Source organism: Polaromonas sp. P1_F9, from assembly GCF_056405615.1.
In genome coordinates, this window is sequence record NZ_JBFUBT010000001.1 from 622,763 (window position 1) to 638,361 (window position 15,599).

Annotated in this window: 16 protein-coding genes and 1 tRNA gene; 6 read left to right on the forward strand and 11 right to left on the reverse strand. The window is 65.3% G+C overall.

Features of this window, described 5'->3' with window-relative positions; all coding sequences use genetic code 11:
* Window positions 1-250 precede the first annotated feature (250 nt).
* From AC1DYR_RS02860 to AC1DYR_RS02870, 3 genes are all read left to right on the forward strand, one after another.
* Window positions 251-673, forward strand: coding sequence for a tripartite tricarboxylate transporter TctB family protein (locus tag AC1DYR_RS02860; protein ID WP_477704124.1), 423 nt, complete (start codon window positions 251-253; stop codon window positions 671-673).
* Window positions 673-2,220, forward strand: coding sequence for a tripartite tricarboxylate transporter permease (locus AC1DYR_RS02865; RefSeq protein ID WP_477703743.1), 1,548 nt, complete (start codon window positions 673-675; stop codon window positions 2,218-2,220). Before AC1DYR_RS02860 ends, AC1DYR_RS02865 begins: the two co-directional genes overlap by 1 nt.
* A gap of 140 nt (window positions 2,221-2,360) precedes the next feature.
* The gene (locus AC1DYR_RS02870) at window positions 2,361-2,792 is read left to right on the forward strand and encodes a DsrE family protein (RefSeq protein WP_477703744.1); all 432 of its coding nucleotides are present in this window, start codon (window positions 2,361-2,363) and stop codon (window positions 2,790-2,792) included.
* 26 nt (window positions 2,793-2,818) lie between these two features.
* Here the strand turns inward: AC1DYR_RS02870 and AC1DYR_RS02875 are convergent, their stop codons facing one another.
* Genes AC1DYR_RS02875 through AC1DYR_RS02885 form a run of 3 tightly spaced genes read right to left on the reverse strand, consistent with a single transcriptional unit; the run spans window position 2,819 to window position 5,821 of the window.
* Window positions 2,819-3,475 (reverse strand): ABC transporter permease subunit, encoded by a 657-nt coding sequence (locus tag AC1DYR_RS02875; protein ID WP_477703745.1) that lies wholly within the window; start codon window positions 3,473-3,475, stop codon window positions 2,819-2,821.
* A complete protein-coding gene (locus tag AC1DYR_RS02880) occupies window positions 3,468-5,141 on the reverse strand; it encodes a transporter substrate-binding domain-containing protein (RefSeq protein WP_477703746.1) in 1,674 nt (557 codons plus the stop codon). Before AC1DYR_RS02880 ends, AC1DYR_RS02875 begins: the two co-directional genes overlap by 8 nt.
* Complete coding sequence (locus tag AC1DYR_RS02885) at window positions 5,141-5,821, reverse strand: methyltransferase (protein ID WP_477703747.1); 681 nt, start codon at window positions 5,819-5,821, stop codon at window positions 5,141-5,143. Before AC1DYR_RS02885 ends, AC1DYR_RS02880 begins: the two co-directional genes overlap by 1 nt.
* Window positions 5,822-6,011: 190 nt before the next feature.
* Here AC1DYR_RS02885 and AC1DYR_RS02890 point away from each other — a divergent pair, with 190 nt between their 5' ends.
* Together AC1DYR_RS02890 and AC1DYR_RS02895 are read left to right on the forward strand one after the other, a co-directional pair.
* Complete coding sequence (locus tag AC1DYR_RS02890; RefSeq protein WP_477703748.1) at window positions 6,012-7,499, forward strand: CYTH and CHAD domain-containing protein; 1,488 nt, start codon at window positions 6,012-6,014, stop codon at window positions 7,497-7,499.
* Between the two features lie 85 nt (window positions 7,500-7,584).
* A tRNA-Gly gene (locus AC1DYR_RS02895) sits at window positions 7,585-7,658 on the forward strand.
* A 35-nt stretch (window positions 7,659-7,693) separates the two neighbouring features.
* Here the strand turns inward: AC1DYR_RS02895 and AC1DYR_RS02900 are convergent.
* From AC1DYR_RS02900 to AC1DYR_RS02935, 8 genes are read right to left on the reverse strand one after another with little or no spacing between them, the layout of a single operon-like run.
* Window positions 7,694-8,131, reverse strand: a complete 438-nt coding sequence (locus tag AC1DYR_RS02900; RefSeq protein ID WP_477703749.1) for a nuclear transport factor 2 family protein — start codon at window positions 8,129-8,131, stop codon at window positions 7,694-7,696.
* Between the two features lie 6 nt (window positions 8,132-8,137).
* Window positions 8,138-8,929 (reverse strand): SDR family NAD(P)-dependent oxidoreductase, encoded by a 792-nt coding sequence (locus AC1DYR_RS02905; RefSeq protein ID WP_477703750.1) that lies wholly within the window; start codon window positions 8,927-8,929, stop codon window positions 8,138-8,140.
* 6 nt (window positions 8,930-8,935) lie between these two features.
* A complete protein-coding gene (locus AC1DYR_RS02910) occupies window positions 8,936-9,484 on the reverse strand; it encodes a DUF3833 domain-containing protein (protein ID WP_477703751.1) in 549 nt (182 codons plus the stop codon).
* Window positions 9,481-10,794, reverse strand: coding sequence for an MFS transporter (locus AC1DYR_RS02915; protein WP_477703752.1), 1,314 nt, complete (start codon window positions 10,792-10,794; stop codon window positions 9,481-9,483). Before AC1DYR_RS02915 ends, AC1DYR_RS02910 begins: the two co-directional genes overlap by 4 nt.
* Window positions 10,791-11,318, reverse strand: a complete 528-nt coding sequence (locus AC1DYR_RS02920; RefSeq protein WP_477703753.1) for a chalcone isomerase family protein — start codon at window positions 11,316-11,318, stop codon at window positions 10,791-10,793. Before AC1DYR_RS02920 ends, AC1DYR_RS02915 begins: the two co-directional genes overlap by 4 nt.
* Before the next feature lie 50 nt (window positions 11,319-11,368).
* The gene (locus AC1DYR_RS02925; protein ID WP_477703754.1) at window positions 11,369-12,646 is read right to left on the reverse strand and encodes a class I SAM-dependent methyltransferase; all 1,278 of its coding nucleotides are present in this window, start codon (window positions 12,644-12,646) and stop codon (window positions 11,369-11,371) included.
* Window positions 12,647-12,688: 42 nt separating this feature from the next.
* Window positions 12,689-13,489, reverse strand: a complete 801-nt coding sequence (locus tag AC1DYR_RS02930; RefSeq protein ID WP_477703755.1) for a DUF1365 domain-containing protein — start codon at window positions 13,487-13,489, stop codon at window positions 12,689-12,691.
* The gene (locus AC1DYR_RS02935) at window positions 13,486-14,784 is read right to left on the reverse strand and encodes an NAD(P)/FAD-dependent oxidoreductase (protein ID WP_477704125.1); all 1,299 of its coding nucleotides are present in this window, start codon (window positions 14,782-14,784) and stop codon (window positions 13,486-13,488) included. The genes AC1DYR_RS02930 and AC1DYR_RS02935 overlap by 4 nt, the downstream gene beginning before the upstream one ends.
* A 124-nt stretch (window positions 14,785-14,908) precedes the next feature.
* On the opposite strand from AC1DYR_RS02935, the gene AC1DYR_RS02940 reads away from it, so the two are divergent.
* Entirely contained in the window at window positions 14,909-15,526 is a 618-nt protein-coding gene (locus tag AC1DYR_RS02940) for a TetR/AcrR family transcriptional regulator (RefSeq protein ID WP_477703756.1), read from the forward strand.
* Window positions 15,527-15,599 lie beyond the last annotated feature (73 nt).

Sequence of the window (15,599 nt, forward strand, 5' to 3'; positions counted from 1 at the left end):
CCGTGGCCGGCGGTGCCGCAGGCGCCACCGGCCCTGTTAGTGATAACACGTATTTTGAGTTCGGCTGCGTAAAACGAAAGCCGATTGGAAGCCTCGCTTCCTAACATCCGCTCCATCCCAAACGCCCCCAGCCGGTTGCAGCTTGTGCACCAGCCAAAGGCAGGGCCACCACCAAGGAGACACGGATGACTCACCCCCCGTTTGTGACAACGCCCGCAGCGGCGCAGCCATGGAGCAAACCCCTATGAACATGAAGAACCGTAACTTCGTGCGGGGTCTCTGCCTCATGGCGATCGCCCTGCTCTTTGGCGGGGTGTCGCTGAATTACACAGTAGGCGAATTAAGCCGGTCCGGACCCGGCATGTTTCCCCTGATCGTGAGCTCCCTGCTGTTTGTGATTGGCGTTCTCACGGTGGTGCGCTCGCACTTCTATGACCCCGTCCCCCTGGACTACGGCGTCAAAAATATCTCCATCATTCTGCTGAGCCTCGTCGGGTTTGCAGTGATCTCCCACTACATCAACATGATTCTGGCCATCATATTTCTGGTGTTTTGTTCCACGCTTGCGGGTACGTCGTATTCCGTGGTGCGCAACATCAAGATCTCGGTGGGTCTGATCCTGGTTGCCTTTGCCTTCAAAAACTTTCTCGGCCTTAGCCTGCCCCTCTACTGATGGACATCCTGCATAACCTCTCGCTGGGTTTCGAGCATGCGCTGACCTGGCAAAACCTTCTTTATTGCGCCCTTGGCTGCACGGTGGGCACACTCATCGGACTGCTGCCGGGACTGGGTCCTTTGTCGACCATCAGCCTGTTGCTGCCCCTGACTTATTCCATTCCCACCGGCGGCGCACTCATCATGCTGGCCGGTATTTACTACGGGGCCCAATATGGCGACAGCGTGAGCGCCATCACCATGAAGATCCCGCATGCCAGCAGCATCGTCGCCTGTATAGACGGCTACCAGATGACGCTCAAGGGAAAGACCGGCCTGGCCCTGTTCACCGCGGGCATTTCCAGCTTCATTGGCGGCACCGTGGCCATTGTGGTGCTTTCGACCCTGGCTCAACCACTGGGTGAAGTGGGCTTCCTGTTTGGGCCGGCTGACTACTGCGCCCTCATGCTGCTGGGGTTTTTCTGTGTGAGCTTTGTCAGCAGCGGCAGCCTGCTCAACGGCCTGGCCATGGCCATGGTCGGCGTCCTGCTCGGCATGGTGGGTACCGATGTGAACAGCGGCACTGCGCGCTACACCATGGACCTGCCCTTCCTGATGGACGGGATTGGCCTGATCAGCATCGCCCTGGGCTGCTTCGGCATTGCCGAGGTGGTGAAAAATCTCGACAACAAAAACGTCCTCACCCCGTTCAACGGCGAGATCAAGCTCATGCCGACCTGGCCCGAGTTCAAGCGCATCATCCCCAGCGCCCTGCGCGGCAGCATCATCGGCTCGGTCCTGGGCATACTGCCCGGCGGCGGCCCCACGATTGCCCAGTTCGCCGCCTATGCCGCCGACAAGAAGTTCAGCAAATACAAGCACGAGATCGGCACCGGATGCATCGAAGGCGTGGCCGGGCAGGCCGCCGCCGACGAGGCCGCCGCACGCACCAGCTTTATCCCGCTCATGGCCATCGGCATTCCCGAAAATGCCGTCATGGCCCTGATGATGGCCGCCTTCGTCATCAAGGGGATCCAGCCCGGCCCCAACATGATCGCCAGCCACCCCGATTTGTTCTGGGGTCTGGTGGCCAGTATGTGGGTGGGCAACTGCTTTCTTGTCATCCTCAACGTGCCCCTGGTGCGCTACTGGCTGTCGGTCTTCAAGATTCCCTACACCGTGCTGTTTCCGGCCATCCTGTTTTTCTGCTGCATCGGCACCTTCAGCATCAACAACAGCCTGGACGACATCTACATCACAGCCGTGTTCGGCCTGGTGGGCTATTTGTTTTTGCGCCTGGAGATGGAGGCCGCGCCACTCCTGCTGGGTTTCATTCTGGGCCCCATGCTGGAGGAAAATTTCCGCCGCGCCATGCTTCTCAGCCGGGGCAGCTTCAGCGTGTTCGTCAACCGCCCCATCAGCGGAACCCTGCTGGCCGTCATTGGCACCCTTGTTGTGTGGCAGGTAGTGGTGTTTGCCCGCAAGCTGATCAAGGCGCCCGACCATCACATCCACTCGGACGGCAATGCGCCCGCCGCGCCGCTACCCGCAACCGGTGGGAAATGAGGTCGACGTGAGACAAAAGCGGTAAGGCCCGCCGGTTCTCCCCGACCCTGAAAGCCCCCCAAGCCTCTCACGAGCTTGGGGGCTTGTTTCATACGGCCGTTGTGTTGAAATGAGCCTTCCCCCTCAGGAGACCTTTCACCATGAACCGCAGACTCTTACTCCAGGCCGGCGCCACGGCGGCCTTCGCCATTTTGCTGCCCGGCGCCTACGCCCAATCCACAGGCGCCAAACGCCAGGGCATCGTGATCCAGGTCAGCGACAACGACCCAGCCAAGTGGAACCTGGCACTCAACAACGCCAGAAACCTGCAGGACGACGTGGGCGCCGCCAACGTCGACATTGAAATCGTCGCCTACGGCCCCGGCATCGGCATGCTCAAGCTGGAGTCGCCCAGCGGCGCGCGCGTCGGCGACGCCGCCAAAGCCGGCATCAAGGTCACCGCCTGCGAAAACACCATGCGCGGCCAGAAGTTGACGAAAGACGACATGCTCGCCGGCATCAGCTATGTGCCCGCCGGCGTAACCGAAATCATGAGGAAGCAGCATGAAGGATGGGCTTACCTGCGGCCTTGAGTTGAGGCCTTTGCGGGAACAAGCCCTCAGGGCTGCTCGGCCCCTTCCAGCCGCGCCGCCTGCACGGACCGGTGAAAGCGCTGGTTCAGCCTGCCGCGCCAATAGTTGATGAGGTGGTAGATCAGCTGGAAACAGACCGTGAAGATCACGATCACCAGCACGATCAGCAGCAGCCTGTCGCCGACCTTGGGCAGGGTTTCCATGGTGCGCAGCGTGACGGTGGTGGCCTCGACCACGCCCACCGCGGCGCCGAAGCCTGAGGACAGCACCATCACAAAAAACGCGCGCACCAGGCCCATCACAAACAGCATGGCCGCCACGGGCGAGCCGCTCCTTAACTGGCGCATGGCCTCGACCGCGTGGTCGGACACATAGGCCGCGGCATACAGCGTGAGCGACAGCACCACGGCCAGCCAGGGCGTCATCGCGAACTGCCGGTGGCCCAGGGCGCCCAGGGCCGGCACGACGTTGACCAGGAAAAACATCACCACAAAGGTCGGCACGGTGCGCATCAGCGCGACCAGCCAGGCGGCCGGCGCGGCGGCCAGGCCGTTGCGAAAGCGGGCAAGGGCCAGCGGCGCGCCCAGCAGCATGCCGCCCAGCAGCGCGCAGACGGCGATCTGGAAATTGACGACCAGGGCGGCCAGGAATTCCGGGATAAAGCGCGGCAGCAGCTCAAGCATAGGAAGCCCTGCTCAAGGCCAGCCGCGACTGCCACACGTCGGCCAGCTTGTGCACCACCGCCACCAGCAGCATGTAGAAGATCAGCAGGAAGGTGTAGGTGGTGATGCGTTCGCTGGAAAACGACGCCACGTCGGTCAGCGCGGCCAGCAGCTCGGGCACGCCCATCACCGACGCGGCCGGGCTGCCCCGGGTGGCGTTCACCATGAAAGCCACCATTTGCGCGCGGGCCCGGTAGACCGCCGCGCTCAGGCCGGGCCGGGCCGGTGCGCGCTCCTCGCGCAGCGTGAGCATGGCCTCCGCGACGGCCTGCCCGGCGTTGCTGCCGTTGAACAGGCCCAGCACCAGCACCGCGGCGGCCAGCGCGACCAGCGGCGAGGTGGCGCCCATGGCACCGACCACCACGCCGGCCAGGATCATCAGCAAAATCAGCGGCGTCGATTGCATGGGCCACAGCACGCAGCGCATGGACCAGCGCAGCCAGCGCATGCGGGACGTGAGGCCCGCGCCAAAGGCCAGCGCGAAAGCCCAGGTCGCCAGCACGGCGCCCACCACCAGCAGCACGGAGAACCAGACCCCTTCCAGCAGAAGGTCCAGCGCCACCCAGGTCTTGAACATGGCCAGCGTGACCCGCGTGCCGGTGGTGTGGTAGATGAAGTTCTCAAGCCGGTCGACCAGGGGCGCGAAGGAGGTGGGCTGCAGCTGGTTGTCCAGCGGCGCCATCACGCAGGCCGGATCGTTCAGGGCGCTGATCTGCGCGCAGTTGCTGCCGGACCAGAGCCGGCGCTGCTGCGCCAGAAAGGGCGAGTCCACCCCGTGCTTTTTGGCCAGCGCCTGCAGGGCGCCCGAGATGTGCAGCTGCTGAATCGACAGCGCCAGCGCGTCCGCCAGGCGCGCGCCGCCGTTGCGTGACACGGCCGCGCCCCAGGGCAGCGGGGCGAAGCCGAACTTGGTGTCGTAGGTCGCGGCAAACGCGGGCTGCTGCAGGTAAGACGCAAAAAAGCTGTCGTCCTGCGCGACCAGCGAGCAGCCACCCAGGCGAAGCTCGTCGACCAGGCTGGCGGCCTTGTCAAAAAGCTTGAGGCGCGCGCCATTGACCGACAGCTCGGCATTGGTGCTGTTGCCCACCGTCACGCAGACGGTGTGGCCGCGCAGTTTGACCAGGCCGCCGATCTTGAGCTCCTTGCGCCCCAGCACGATGGTCTGCGACTGGTAGTAGTGCGGCCTCACGAACAGGGCTTCACGGTCCCGCTGCAAGGTGTGGCCCATGGTGGCGATGACCATATCGACCCGCCCTTCGCCGAGCAGCGCCAGGCGATTGGCGGGCGTGACCACCACAAACGCCGGCTCAACGCCGAGCGAGCCCGCCAGCTGGTGCGCCAGGTCGATTTCAAAGCCCTGCAGCGCGCCCGCCGCGTCCCCGAAGGCAAACGGCGGATAGCCGGTGCGCACACCCACCCTCAGGGTCTTGGTGCACAGCACGCGCGACAACACATCCACCGCCTGGTCGCAATTCCGGCCTTTCGGCGCGCCGGCCTGGGCCGCGGGCGGCGGCTGTTGCGGCGGCCGGCTGTCCTGGGCGGCCGCGCTGAAACACAGCAGTGCCAGGCCGAGGGCCAGCACGCGGCGCATGGCAAAGCAGCTTTCAACCACGCTGCGGATTCGCATCAAGCTTCCTCGTGCTTCCAGCTGATTTCAATCAGGTCAAAGTCGACAAACCAGTAGGAGCCCATCCTGTGGATGCCCTCCCCCAAGAAACGCGACAGCACCTGCGGGCTCAGGCTGGCCTGCTTGTGCGCGGGCAAAGGCGCCGAAGCGCAGTAGGCGATGCGCGCCTGCAGGCCCAGGGCCTCGGCCATCGCCTGTGTCTTGCTGAAATCGAGGAACACGTTGTGGGTCATGACGGCCAGGCCGCCGGGCGCCAGGTGGCGGGCCAGGCCCTGCAGGAAGGGGTCGACACTGCGGCGGCCGTCGATACCGCCGGCGCTCCAACTCGGCAGCCGTCCATCGCCCTCGATATGCTCGGCCGCGAACTGCGGCAGGTTGGTCACCACCAGGTCAAAGCGCGCATCCCCGCAGGCCGCCCACATGTCGCCCTGCACCAGGCTGGCCTTGCCTTGCAGGCCTTCCCGGTCCAGCAGTTCCCGCGTCGCCTGGACGCCGAGGGTTTCGAGTTCAATGCCCAGCGCGCTGTGCGCGCCCAGCGCCAGCAGCGTCGCCATCACCACGCCGCTGCCCGGTCCCATCTCCAGCGCCCGGGCCGCATGCACACACCCCGGGTGCTTGCGCAGGTAAAGCAGCAAAGCGGCGGTGTATTCGCTCGGACTGAATAAAGTGGTTTCGTTCAAAACAAGCTTCTTGTATCCCAGGACCGCGGCTCACACGTGGTGGCGACCGGCCTGAAGCACGGTCGAGCGATAGTAACCTATGGATACACCTTTGTGACTACTCCAGAGGGCCGGCGGCCGCCTCGCCAGAGGGTCGGCCGCGCAGTACCATGAGCTGCTCCGCCACGTACCAGCCGCCGCACAAACTGCCATGGAAATCGAACTCAAGCTGAGGCTGCCCCCCGACGCACTGGCCGCGCTGCGCGCGGACCCGCTGTGGGCCCATACCCGCGCCACGCGCAAGCAGCTGGACAACATCTACTTTGATACGCCGCTGCGCGCGCTCGCCCAGGCCGGCATAGGCCTGCGCCTGCGCAGCGACGGCAAGCACTGGCTGCAAACCGCCAAGGGCGGCGGCAGCAGCCGCGCGGGCTTGCACCAACGCGAGGAAATCGAGTTCGCCGTCGCCGGCCCGGCCCTTGAATGGGGGCCGCTGGCCGGCACGGCTTTTGAGTCGGTTCTGGCGCCCCTCAAAGACAAATTACAGCCCCAATTCCGCACCCGCTTTGAGCGCGAGATCCGCCAGGTCACAGCCGCCGCGGGCGGCATCATCGAAGTCGCCATCGACCACGGCGAAATCCTGGCCGGGGACCACAGCGAAGCACTGTGCGAAGTGGAACTGGAACTCAAGGGCGGGCCGGTGGACGTTGTGTTCGCGCTCGCCCTGCTGCTGGTCGAACGCCATCCGCTGGTGCTGGACAACCACAGCAAGGCTGAACGCGGCGGCAGGCTGGCCCAGGGCACGGTCCTGGCGCCGCCCGCCAAGGCCGCCACGCCGGACACGCCCCAGGGTGACGACGCACGCGCCGCGGCGCGAACGGCGATCGAGGCCGCCCTGGCCCACTGGCAGGCCAATGAAGCCGGCTTCCTGGCCCAGCCGCAAGACGGCCGCTACGACAGCGAATACCTGCACCAGCTGCGCGTGGCGGTGCGAAGGCTGCGCGTGGCCTGCGGCCCGCTGGCGCGCGCGGCCCAATGGCAACAGCAAGCGCTGGCGCCCGTGCAGGACAGCCTGCGCGCGCTGGGCCAGCGCCTGGGCGCCGCGCGCGACTGGGACGTCTTCATCGAAGAGACCTGGCCGCCGCTGGCCGAAGGCCTGCACGATGCGGCCCTGCGGCAAAAGCTGCAGGAGGCCGCCGGCCTGCAACAGGCCACCGCCCGCCTGCAGGCCCAGGCCGCCCTTGAGGAGCGCGACACCCAGCGCCTGCTGCTGCAACTGGGCCGCTGCCTCGCGCAGGCGGACAGCGACGAAACGCCCGTGCCCTATGACGCGCTCACGGACCAGTTGCACAAACTGGAACACCCGCTGCGGCAAGCGCTGCCCAGGCTGGAACACCTGAGCCCCACACGCCTGCACCGCCTGCGCATCAAAGCCAAAAAGCTGCGCTACCTCACGGAATTCATCGCCGGCCGTTACGACGCCAAAGCCGTTGAAGACTGGCTGGACTGGCTCAAAAAAGCGCAAACCGTCTTCGGCGTGCACAATGACCGCGTGACGGCTAGGGCCCACATCGAAACCCTGTGCGCCGGCATGGACCAGCCCGGCAAACTGCAGCACAGCCTGCAGGCGGCGCTGCGAGAGCAGGACCAGCCCGAGCTTTCGCTGCCGCACTTGCCTGAGCCTTACTGGCGCACTTGAAAGCGGAAACCGGGGTGTAAAATCGCCGCGAGCCCGCTCACGGCGCGGCTTCAGCAACAAGTGGCTCGTCAGCAGCCACCCAGATGCGGGTGTAGTTCAATGGTAGAACGGCAGCTTCCCAAGCTTCATACGAGGGTTCGATTCCCTTCACCCGCTCCAGCTTTCACATCACATGACTTGCCGCGCCCGCCCGCTCACGAATTGCCGCGCCGCTTCAACCATCTCATCAAGCCGCCGACCACAGGCAGCTTTTCATACAGCTCTTCAGCCGCGTCCCAGTAGTCGCGGTGCTGCGTGATGCGGCCTTCGCCGTCCAGCACCAGGTGCGAGCCGCCCAGGATGCACTGCGCCCTTCCCCGCTGAAAACGTTTGAAGGCAAAGTGGAATTCCCAGGTCAGGAAGCATTGCGTGTCTTGCACGATGCGCCCGGTGATGACGAAGTGCGGGTTGTCCAGGCTCACGTACATGTGGCGAAAAATGCGCTGGATTTCGGCCAGGCCTTGCACGTCGTTGAACGGGTCCTTGAAGCGCGCCTCGGGGGCGTAGATGGCGCCCAGCGTTTCCACGCCCGCGGGGGTGAGGGTCTGGAAGGTGTCTGCAATGCGGTCGACAGCGTAGTTGGCGAAGTTCATGGATTTCTAGGCCTGCCTGAGGCGGCGGGTCGCCGCGAAAAATAGGAAATAGGGCAAAAGCCGCAGGGCTTTCATCCAGAGGGTGAAACGTTTGGGGAAGTGGATTTCAAATTCTCCGCGTGCCCAGCCCTTGAGTATTTCGCGCGCTGCCTGTTCGGGGCTGATCAAGGCGGGCATTTTGAACTGGTTCTGTTGCGTGAGCGGCGTGTTGACAAAGCCGGGATTGATCAGCGACACGCCGACACCCTGGGTGTGCAGGTCCAGGTACAGGGTCTCGGTGAGGTTGATGAGCGCGGCTTTGGTGGGGCCGTAGGCCAGGCTGTTGGGCAGGCCCCGGTAGCCGGCCACGCTGCCCATCAGGCTGATGTGGCCGCGCTGGCCGGTTCGCGTGTGGGGCGACCGCGCCAGCAGCTGCGGCACCACGGCGTCCAACATGTAGAGCGCGCCGAGGTAATTGACTTCGTTGTGGCGTAGCAGGTCGCCCAGGTCCATGTGGGCGGCGTCCATGGCGTGGTAGTGGCCCGCGCAGTACACGACGCAATCCAGCGCATCCTGCGCGGCCAGCGTTGAGGCCGCGGCCTTCACTGCGCTCGCGTCGGTGACGTCCAGCGGCAGGGCCAGGGCGCCGGGGTGGGCGTCGACGAAGGTGTTAAGCGCATCCACGCCGCGGGCCGAAACCACCACCTTCGCGCCCCGGGCGTGCAGCGCCGATGCGGTGGCCCGGCCTATACCGGTAGAGGCGCCCACCAGCCAGACCGTGCGGCCGCGCCAGTCCGCGATGCGAGAGTTCAGTGCCATGGCTGTCTATCGCTTGGTGAAGGACAGCGTCACTTCGCCCAGGCCCACACCCCACTTGCGCATGGCGGCCTTGTTGAGCATGACCTTGTCGTTCATGAGGTACATCCAGTCGTCAAACTGCACGTTGATGACCCGGCCGTCCACCGGCAAGGCCAGGGTGTAGGCCCAGTTGAAGGCGTTGCCGCTTTGCCGGCCCTCGGCGGTGCCCACCACGTCGTCGGCCTGGCCGGTGTAGCGGCCGTCGGCGTGGCGCGTGAGGCGCCAGATGCGCCGCTGGGTCGTGCCGTCGGAATAGCTGAAGGCTTCGTCGAGCACGCCGGCGTCGCCCTTCCAGGTGCAGGTCATCACCACGCTAAAGCGCTTGACCACCTTGCCCGAGCGGTCGGTGAAGATGCCGTAGGCGTCGAGCGTGCCGTTGAAGTAGTCGCGCAGTTCCAGCACCGGGGTTTCCCTGGCGTAGTCCTGCACTTGCGGCGTGCTGCATGCGCCCAGCAAGGCGGCGCACACGACTACGGCGAGAAGGCGTGAGCGGTGGAAAAAAGTGCGTTGTGTCATGGGGTGTGCGGCGGGGCCGTGGTTGGGAGGATGAAAAAATGGAGCGCGCCGGCCGCCAGGGCTTTGAGCGCGCAGGGCAGGAGGCAGTAGGCGGCGGTGAGCAGGGCTGACGCGTTGGCATCCCGCACGCCGGGCACATAACCGAGCCAGCCCAACAAAGGCAGGGCCAGGCCGGCGGCCAGCGCCAGGTTCAGCTTGGTGGCGAAGTTCCACCAGCCGAAGTAAGCCCCTTCGGCGCGACCGCGGTCACCGGCCCTGGCGATGACGCCGGCCAGCAACGCGCCGGGAAGGACCAGGTCGCTGCCCAAAGCCGCGCCCGACAAGGCGCACACCAGCAAAAACCAGGATGCGTCGCCCGCGCCCAGCCGGCTCGCGCCCAGAAAAACGGCAATGGACAGCAGCATGCCAAAGCGCCAGCTGTGCACCAGCCCCCAGCGCTTGACCCCGCGCAGCCACAGCGGCATGGACAGTGCGCCGCACACAAAGTACACCGCCAGCGCGGCGGACTGCATGGCCTCGCTGGCCAACAAACGGTCTTGCAGGAAAAACAGCACCAGCGTCGCCGGGATGGCGCTGGCGATGCCGTTGAGCAGGTAGACGCCCAGGAGGCGGCGAAAGTCCGGGTTGCGCCACGGATGCCGGAGCGCGCCGGCGGTGCTGTCCGCGGCGCTTGCCGCCGCATGGCGGCGCTCGGGCCGGGGCGCCGCGTGCCAGGCCCACCAGCCCCCTGCCAGACCAGCGACCAGCAACGCCAGCATGGCGGGCACGCCCAGCAGCGCGGGCGTGACCGACGCGAGCAGCACGCCCACCAGGCCCAGCCCTTCGCGCCAGGCCACGACGCGGCTGCGATACAGCGCGTCGCCGCCCAGCATGGCGCCCCAGGACTGGTGCGCAATAGACAAAGCGCTGTAGGCCGCGTAGGTCACGACCAGCCAGAACCCTGCCCACCAGAGCAGTGCGGTGGAATCACTCACCAACGGCACAAACAAAAAAGAAAATCCCACTGCCAGTACGGCCGCGGCCACCGCGCCCATGGCCAGCACGGCGTGCAATGAGGTGGCATACAGGCGATCGCACAGACGGCCCAACAGCGGGTCTATGACCGCATCGAGCAGACGTGCACCCAGGAGCACGGCGCCCAAAGCCGCGAGCGACACACCCCAATGGCGCGCATACAGATTGGGCATCAAGACATAAAGCGGCAGGGCGCAAAACGCCAGGGGCAACCCCAGCAGGCCGTAGCGCGCCCCGCCGCTCAGACCCAGAACCCGGGGCCCCGCTTCGATGCGCGCGGCCATAGAGGGATTCATGGTGCGGCACCCACCGGAGCCGGGGATTTCTCCTGCGCCAGCAGCGCGCGGCGCATTTGCGGCTCGGAGGTTTGCGGTGACAGCCAGATGCCGAAGAAGAATTTGGCAAACAGCGGGTCGCGCACTTCACCGAGCAGGCGGCCGTTGCTCCAGAACACCGCGCCCGTGGCGGGCTGGTGCACCCCGGTGATGCGATCGCCGGCGCCGACATCCGGGAACAGCGCACGCATCTGGTTTTCCCAGGCGGCTTCCTGCGCCGGGGTCATGGGGGTGATGGGCGCCTGGCGGCGCATCTCCGCAATGGATCGCCGGGCAATGTCGGCCCCTTTGAAGTCACGCAGGTAAGCCAGCTCCAGCGCAAACGGGCTTTTTTCATAGGCTGGCCCGTCGAATCCTGGTGCGACCCAGAGGGTCGCCCGGTAAACTTCAAGGCCCCAGAATTTCAAACCAGCCTGACCCGACAGGCTGGCCGCAGGCAAGGCGGAGCGCAGCTCTTGCGGCAGGGGCTGAGCCTGAACTTGCAAGCAAGACAAGCACCCAATGACCGCCAATATCGCGCAAGCAGATGCGTTTTTCATATCGAAAGCGCTTCAGGTTTGCGCAAGGTGTACTGCATCAGGTTGATATCACCCGTGTCAAAGGCAGCCTCGCAGTAGCCCAGGTAAAACTCCCAGATGCGCATAAACCGTTCGTCAAAGCCGAGCGCCGCCACCTCGGCCTTGCGGGCGATGAAGGCGTCGCGCCAGCGGCGCAGCGTCTCGGCGTAGTCCGCGCCGAATGCGAATTCGTCCACCACCTCCAGCCCCGCGGCCTGGGCCTGGCGGCGGAACTCCCGCGGGCACGGCAGGCAACCGCCGGGAAAGATGTACTGCTGGATGAAGTCGGTCGACCCGACATAGCGGTCGAACAGCGTGTCGTTGATGACGATGCTTTGCACGCAGGCGCGCGCGCCGGGTTTGAGCAGGCGGCTCACGGCGGCAAAGTACGTGGGCCAATAGGCCTGGCCCACGGCCTCCACCATCTCGATGGAGCAGATCGCGTCAAAGGGCGCGTCCGGGATGTCGCGGTAGTCCTGCAGGCGCAGGTCGGCCCGCCCGCCCGCGCCGGTGCCGACGCCCAGGCGCCGCATGCGCGCCTCGGCATAGGCCAGCTGCTCGGTGCTCAGCGTCACGCCCACCACGGCCGCGCCGCGGTGGGCGGCGGCCTGCTCGGCCAGCGCGCCCCAGCCGCAGCCGATTTCCAGCACGCGGTCGCCGGGCTTCACGCCGGCCATGTCCAGCGCGCGGCGCACCTTGGCGTTCTGCGCCTCGGGCAAGGGGCGCGACAGGTCGCCGTCAAACCAGGCGCCGGAGTAGTTCATGGTCTCATCCAGCCACAGGCGGTAAAACGGGTTGCCCAGATCGTAGTGGGCATGGATGTTCTTGCGGCTGTTGGCGCGGCTGTTGTGGTGCAGCAGGTGCTTGACGCGGTACAGCAGCCGCCCGAACCATGTGCCGAAGATCATGGCATCGACCTCCCGGCGGTTGGCGGAGAACAGCTTGAGCAGCTGGGTCAGGTCGGGCGTACTCCAGTCCCCGGCGATGTAGCTCTCGGCAAAGCCGATGTCGCCGGACTTGAGCGCGGCGCCGAACACCTTCCAGTTGTGCAACGTGATGCTGGCGCTGGGGTGTCCGGGCATATGCATGTCGTGCTGCTGTGGGTGCTCGCCAAAGCGGCGCTGCGAGCCGTCGGGCAGGTGCAGGGTCAGCGCGCCGTGGCGCAGGTTTTGCAGCAGGCGCAGCGCGCTTCGGGCGGCAGCCGGTGCATCATTTGGAAACGCAAGACCTTGGACGGTGCGGGTAACGGCGTTCATGTCGGACTCCTGGAATGGGGCTTATGCATTGCGCGTGCGCCTCTAACGCGAGACAAAGCTTTGCGGCGGCGCGGGTTTGCGAAAGAAAGGCACTTTTTTCAGCCACAGGCGCAGCGCCTGGACGTGGATGTGCAGCACCACGCCCAGCGTCATCGCGGGATAGCGCCACACGGCGCTGCGCAGGACGGCGGGCGTGATGGGTTGCAGCCTGCCGCTCACGCTCGTCTGCAGCACGGCGGCGTCGGCAACGACTTCGTCGTAGAAATCCACGCGGGCCACCGTACGCGCCTGTTCGCCTTGTTCGCTGCGCATAAAGCGAAAGCGGTAGTGGCCCTGCACCGGGTTGAAGGGGGAGACGTGAAACACCTTGTCCGCGCGCTGCTCCACGCCATAGCGCGGGGCATCCAGCACATAACAGTGCCGCTCGCCGAACGTATTGTTGACTTCCACCACGATGGCGCGCAGGCCGCCCTCCTGGTCGCCTGCCGCGCGGTGGCAATACCAGAAGCTCACTGGCTTGAAGGTGTAGCCCAGCACACGCGGATAGGTGTGCAGCCAGGCCTCGCCGGTCGCGTCATGAATGCCTTCGCGCCGCAGCACTTCGTCCAGCCAGGCGATGGCGCCGCCCTGCTCCAGGCCGCGTCCGTCGCCATGGTCGGTCTCGAAAAAGCTGAGCGGACCGCCGCGGTTGATGTCCCACTGCCCGGGCTGGGGTGCCTGCCTGTGCAGGCTGCGCAGCGGCAGCATCAGGAAATAGGTGGGGTAGGCAAACGCGTGGCGCCGCGGGCGCAGGCGGGTGTGGCGCACCTGGCCGAAACCGATGAGCGGCACGGGCTGGCTCATGCGTCCGCCAGCAGCTGCGCGGCGGCAGCCAGCCCGGCCTTGAGGCCGTCTTCATGAAAGCCGTAGCCCATCCACGCGCCCGCAAAGTAGCGATGGTTTTTGCCCTGCAGCGCCGGCATGCGGGTTTGCGCCGCCACGGCGGCCAGATCGAAAACCGGGTGGGCATAGTCGTACTCGCCGATGATTTTTTCCTGTGCGATGGGGCGTACCGGGTTCAGGGATACGACCACCGGCTGCTCCCAGGGCAGGGGCTGCAGGCGGTTGATCAGGTAGTGCAGGCACACCCGCGCGCCCTCCTGCCCGGCTGCCGCCGCGCGCTCATAGTTCCAGGCCGCCCATGCCGCCCTGCGCGTCGGCAGAACCGAGGCATCCGTGTGCAGCACGGCCTTGTTGGACTGGTAGTGAATGGCTCCCAGGGTTTCCCGCTCCTGCGCCGTTGGCGCGGCCAGCATGCGCAGGGCCTGGTCGGAGTGGGTGGCGATGATGACCCTGTCAAACAGCTCGGCGCCCGCGTCGGTGTGAATGCGCACGCTGGCTTTACCGTCCGGCGTGTTGCCCGTGTGTTCGATGCGGCGCACCGGGGAGTTCAGCCGCTTGTCCGCAATGCCCGCGGTGATTTTTTCGACATAGTGCCTGGCACCGCCCTGCACGGTCCACCACTGGGGGCGGTTGGTGATTTGCAGCAAGCCGTGGTTGTGGCAAAAGCGCACCATGGTCGAGACCGGAAACTGCAGCATCTGCGCGGTGGGGCAGCTCCAGATGCAGGCCATCATGGGCAGGAAGTACCAGTCGCGAAACGCGGCGCCGAAGCCGTGCTCGTCCAGGAACTTTCCGAGGGGTTGGCCCAGTTGCGCATCGGTTCCGCTTTGGGCCATGCGACTGGTCAGGGCGTTAAAGCGCAGCAAATCACGCAGCATGCCCCAAAAGCGCGGGTTGGCCAGATTGCCGCGCTGCGCAAACACGGTGTTCAGGCTGGAGCCGCTCCATTCCATGGCGCGGCCGTTGCCGAAATCGTCAGTCTGCACCGAAAACGACATCTCTGACTTGACGCTTGCCACGTCCAGCTCCGCCAGGAGCTTGATCAGTTGCGGGTAAGTGCGCTCGTTAAGGACAAGAAACCCCGTGTCCACCCCGTGGGTGACCTCACCGCCCGGCGTGGGAAGCGTCACATCCACGGTGTGGGTATGCCCGCCAAACCAGGCGCCCGCCTCCAGCAGCGTGATGTTCGCCTTGCCCCTGAGGGCGTGGGCGGCCGCCAAGCCTGAAATACCCGAACCCACGATGGCCACTTTGATCGACACACGCACTCCTTGAATTGCTTGGGTCAATTCTATACCAATCAGTATTTATTAAAACCATTTAGTATTAATATTTCCTTGGAATTCTTTTTTCAAACTAAATTGGCTAAAATCAGGCCTTATGACGCTCAGTACCCTCCCCAAGCCCTCTTTCAAGGCACAAATGCTGCTGGCGCGTGAAGACGCCATCATCCAGTCGGTGAACCGTCTGCTGGCGGAAAAAGGCTTTGAAGCCATGACAGTGGACGAGGTGGCTGCCGCGGTGGGTATTGCCAAAGCCAGCCTGTACAAGCACTTCCCGAGCAAGGAAGACCTGGCAGCGGCGGCCATGGTCTCGGTCATGCGCCGGGCCCAGGCTTTTTTGGACACATTGCCCTCAGAGTTGTCCGCCGTGGACAAGCTGCGTAAAGTGGTGGCGTGGACCATGGGCCTGAAGCTGGCGGGTGAAATGCCCTCGCTGCCCAGCCAGAACTCCAGCCTGCGCACCGCGTTGATGGCCAACAAGGACTACATGGATGGGCTCATGGACGTGAGCGACCGCCTGGGCGCCTGGATCGAGACGGCGCAGGCACAAGGCGCGCTCAACCCCAAGCTCCCGCCCATTGCGGTGCTGTATACCCTGTACGCCCGCGCCTGCGATCCTGTGCTGGAGTTTCTGAAAATGGGGGAGCTGTACACCGACGATGAAATCGTCGCCCTGGTGCTGAGCACCTGCTTTGAAGGCCTTGAAGCCCGCTGATCGCCGGCGCACAGGGGGCCTGCCTCAGGGACCGGCATACTGCTTCGGAGCCTTCCAGGATATCTGTGCCTTG

What these genes read in the sequence shown, in the direction of transcription:
- AC1DYR_RS02870 (WP_477703744.1), top strand. Translation starts at nt 2,361, where the DNA reads ATGAACCGCAGACTCTTACTCCAGGCCGGCGCCACGGCGGCCTTCGCC.
- AC1DYR_RS02910 (WP_477703751.1), bottom strand. Translation starts at nt 9,484, where the DNA reads ATGACACAACGCACTTTTTTCCACCGCTCACGCCTTCTCGCCGTAGTC.
- AC1DYR_RS02900 (WP_477703749.1), bottom strand. Translation starts at nt 8,131, where the DNA reads ATGAACTTCGCCAACTACGCTGTCGACCGCATTGCAGACACCTTCCAG.
- AC1DYR_RS02925 (WP_477703754.1), bottom strand. Translation starts at nt 12,646, where the DNA reads ATGAACGCCGTTACCCGCACCGTCCAAGGTCTTGCGTTTCCAAATGAT.
- AC1DYR_RS02930 (WP_477703755.1), bottom strand. Translation starts at nt 13,489, where the DNA reads ATGAGCCAGCCCGTGCCGCTCATCGGTTTCGGCCAGGTGCGCCACACC.
- AC1DYR_RS02915 (WP_477703752.1), bottom strand. Translation starts at nt 10,794, where the DNA reads ATGAATCCCTCTATGGCCGCGCGCATCGAAGCGGGGCCCCGGGTTCTG.
- AC1DYR_RS02875 (WP_477703745.1), bottom strand. Translation starts at nt 3,475, where the DNA reads ATGCTTGAGCTGCTGCCGCGCTTTATCCCGGAATTCCTGGCCGCCCTG.
- AC1DYR_RS02905 (WP_477703750.1), bottom strand. Translation starts at nt 8,929, where the DNA reads ATGGCACTGAACTCTCGCATCGCGGACTGGCGCGGCCGCACGGTCTGG.
- AC1DYR_RS02880 (WP_477703746.1), bottom strand. Translation starts at nt 5,141, where the DNA reads ATGCGAATCCGCAGCGTGGTTGAAAGCTGCTTTGCCATGCGCCGCGTG.
- AC1DYR_RS02890 (WP_477703748.1), top strand. Translation starts at nt 6,012, where the DNA reads ATGGAAATCGAACTCAAGCTGAGGCTGCCCCCCGACGCACTGGCCGCG.
- AC1DYR_RS02940 (WP_477703756.1), top strand. Translation starts at nt 14,909, where the DNA reads ATGACGCTCAGTACCCTCCCCAAGCCCTCTTTCAAGGCACAAATGCTG.
- AC1DYR_RS02865 (WP_477703743.1), top strand. Translation starts at nt 673, where the DNA reads ATGGACATCCTGCATAACCTCTCGCTGGGTTTCGAGCATGCGCTGACC.
- AC1DYR_RS02860 (WP_477704124.1), top strand. Translation starts at nt 251, where the DNA reads ATGAAGAACCGTAACTTCGTGCGGGGTCTCTGCCTCATGGCGATCGCC.